Annotated in this window: 4 protein-coding genes; 1 reads left to right on the top strand and 3 read right to left on the bottom strand. The window is 42.4% G+C overall.

Annotated features, from left to right (window positions below; all coding sequences use genetic code 11):
- The 3 genes from QZ565_RS09190 to ybeY form a co-directional block, all read right to left on the bottom strand.
- Window positions 1–93, bottom strand: a 93-nt coding sequence (locus QZ565_RS09190) for a GTPase (protein ID WP_295528554.1), incomplete at its 3' end; no start/stop codon positions are given.
- A gap of 16 nt (window positions 94–109) precedes the next feature.
- On the bottom strand, window positions 110–505 hold the full coding sequence (locus QZ565_RS09185; RefSeq protein WP_261051706.1) for a diacylglycerol kinase: 396 nt from the start codon (window positions 503–505) through the stop codon (window positions 110–112).
- A complete protein-coding gene (gene ybeY / locus QZ565_RS09180) occupies window positions 486–983 on the bottom strand; it encodes an rRNA maturation RNase YbeY (RefSeq protein ID WP_295528549.1) in 498 nt (165 codons plus the stop codon). Before ybeY ends, QZ565_RS09185 begins: the two co-directional genes overlap by 20 nt.
- Window positions 984–1,087: 104 nt before the next feature.
- Here ybeY and pavA point away from each other — a divergent pair, with 104 nt between their 5' ends.
- Window positions 1,088–2,743, top strand: coding sequence for an Rqc2 family fibronectin-binding protein PavA (pavA, locus tag QZ565_RS09175; protein WP_295528546.1), 1,656 nt, complete (start codon window positions 1,088–1,090; stop codon window positions 2,741–2,743).
- The last annotated feature ends 16 nt before the right edge of the window (window positions 2,744–2,759 follow it).

The raw sequence follows: 2,759 nt of genomic DNA, 5'->3' as shown, positions 1-2,759 counted from the left end.
TTGTATGTTTTCCCCCATGACGTTATTGAAAAAGGTTGACTGCCCAACATTGGGACGTCCTAAAATGGCTACAAAGCCTGATTTAAAAGTCATAATTTCCTCTTACTATTTAAAATAATAAATCCCAGATTCGTGGGAGAAAAATCAATGCGCCTGTTAAGGCTGCGAAAAGAGAGACCACTAATACCGCGCCAGCCGCCATATCCTTGGCATTTTTAGCCAGCATGGAAAAGTGATAGTGACTGGCCAAATCCACCACATTTTCAATAGCAGAATTGATAATTTCAAAAGCTACTACCAAGAAAATGCTCAATAGGAGAAAGAGCCATTCGATTCGTGACACCTGAAAAACAAAACCTGCAAGAATGACTACAATGGCCGTCACTGCATGTTTTCGCATATTGCGTTCTTCCTTGATAGCAGTAAAAATTCCTGTGAGGGCAAATTCTAAACTGGATATCAGGTCACGATTTTTCCATTTTCGTTTATTGTCTTGTGAGTCCATAGGCTGTCAAAATTTCTTCTTGTAAACCGAACATCTCCGCTTCTTCTTCCGGAGTGTAGTGATCATAGCCGTTGATATGTAAAAAGCCGTGTACTGCCAAGAAGCCCATCTCACGCTCAAAGCTGTGACCGTATTCCTCGGCCTGCTCATGTGCCTTATCGATAGAGATGAACAGTTCCCCAATATAGGCATCAAATTCAGACATCATCCCTGCCAATTCTGGATTTTCAAGCAAATCTTCCTCGTCAAAGGCAATTTCCAACTCTGGCTTATATTCAAGGCTGATGACATCTGTCGGACGGTCGGTGTCACGATACTCCAGATTGAGTTCATGACTACGTTCATTGGTCACAAAGGTAACTGCCATCTCCTTGTCTTCTTTGCCTAATTTTTGGGCTGCAAATTCCAAAATTTCTTGGGTTTGCTGCAGCATTTCTTTTGAAACTTGACCAGTTTCATCTACCATTTCAATATACATGTGCTTCTCGTTTCTCTTTACTTGGCTTTATTATACCACATTTCCATGATTTTATTCTACCTTTTTGATATAATACTATGGAATACAATCACAAGGAGAGAACGATGTCATTTGACGGATTTTTTTTACACCACATGGTTGAGGAATTGCGAAGAGAGCTAGTGAACGGTCGCATTCAGAAAATCAATCAGCCTTTTGAACAAGAGTTGGTCTTGCAAATCCGCAGCAATCGCCAAAGCCATCGCCTGCTCCTTTCTGCTCACCCAGTTTTTGGACGCATTCAGCTGACCCAAACGACTTTTGAAAATCCAGCCCAACCTTCCACCTTTATCATGGTTTTGAGAAAGTATTTGCAGGGGGCCCTGATTGAGTCTATTGAGCAAGTGGAAAATGACCGTATTGTGGAAATCACGGTTTCCAATAAAAACGAGATTGGAGACCATATTCAGGCTGCCTTGATTATCGAAATCATGGGTAAACACAGTAATATTCTACTGGTCGATAAAAGCAGTCATAAAATCCTCGAAGTTATCAAACACGTCGGCTTTTCACAAAATAGCTACCGCACCTTGCTTCCTGGATCAACCTATATCGCTCCGCCAAGTACGGAATCTCTCAATCCTTTTACAATCAAGAACGAGAAACTCTTTGAAATCCTGCAAACACAGGAAACGACAGCTAAAAATCTTCAAAGCCTCTTTCAAGGTCTGGGACGCGATACGGCAAATGAATTGGAAAGCATACTGGTTAGTGAAAAACTTTCCACTTTCCGAAACTTTTTCAATCAAGAAACCAAACCATGCTTGACTGAGACTTCCTTCAGTCCAGTTCCTTTTGTAAATCAGGTGGGAGAGCCTTTTGCCAGTCTTTCTGATTTGTTGGACACCTACTATAAGGATAAGGCTGAGCGCGACCGCGTCAAACAGCAAGCCAGTGAACTCATTCGTCGTGTTGAAAATGAACTTCAAAAAAATCGACATAAGCTAAAAAAACAGAAAAAAGAGTTACTGGCGACAGACAACGCTGAAGAATTTCGTCAAAAAGGAGAATTGCTGACAACCTTCCTCCATCAAGTGCCTAACGACCAAGACCAGGTTATCCTAGACAACTACTATACTAACCAACCTATCACCATTGCTCTTGATAAGGCCTTGACTCCCAACCAGAATGCCCAACGCTATTTCAAACGCTATCAGAAATTAAAAGAAGCTGTCAAATACTTGACTGATCTGATTGAAGAAACCAAGGCAACCATTCTCTATCTGGAAAGTGTAGAAACGGTCCTCAACCAAGCTGGACTAGAAGAAATCGCTGAAATCCGTGAAGAATTGATCCAAACCGGATTTATCCGTAGAAGACAGCGGGAGAAAATCCAGAAACGTAAAAAACCAGAACAGTATCTGGCCAGTGATGGCAAAACCATCATCTATGTCGGTCGCAACAACCTACAAAATGAGGAGCTAACCTTTAAAATGGCCCGCAAGGAGGAACTCTGGTTCCATGCAAAGGACATCCCTGGAAGCCACGTTGTCATCTCAGGCAATCTTGACCCATCTGATGAAGTCAAGACAGACGCAGCAGAGCTAGCCGCCTACTTCTCGCAAGCTCGCCTGTCAAATCTGGTTCAGGTAGATATGATCGAGGTCAAGAAACTTAACAAACCAACTGGTGGCAAACCCGGCTTTGTCACTTACACAGGACAAAAGACCCTCCGCGTCACACCAGACCCAGAAAAAATCGCATCTATGAAAAAATCCTGATTCCACTTGAAATCAG

Origin of the sequence: uncultured Streptococcus sp., from assembly GCF_915066115.1 — a bacterium.
Classification (GTDB): domain Bacteria; phylum Bacillota; class Bacilli; order Lactobacillales; family Streptococcaceae; genus Streptococcus.
The sequence above is the reverse complement of the archived record's forward strand: the minus strand, read 5'-3'. Positions and strand labels throughout refer to the sequence as shown.

Coding starts and splice junctions, on each gene's coding strand:
- pavA (WP_295528546.1), top strand. CDS start 1,088: ATGTCATTTGACGGATTTTTTTTACACCACATGGTTGAGGAATTGCGA.
- QZ565_RS09185 (WP_261051706.1), bottom strand. CDS start 505: ATGGACTCACAAGACAATAAACGAAAATGGAAAAATCGTGACCTGATA.
- ybeY (WP_295528549.1), bottom strand. CDS start 983: ATGTATATTGAAATGGTAGATGAAACTGGTCAAGTTTCAAAAGAAATG.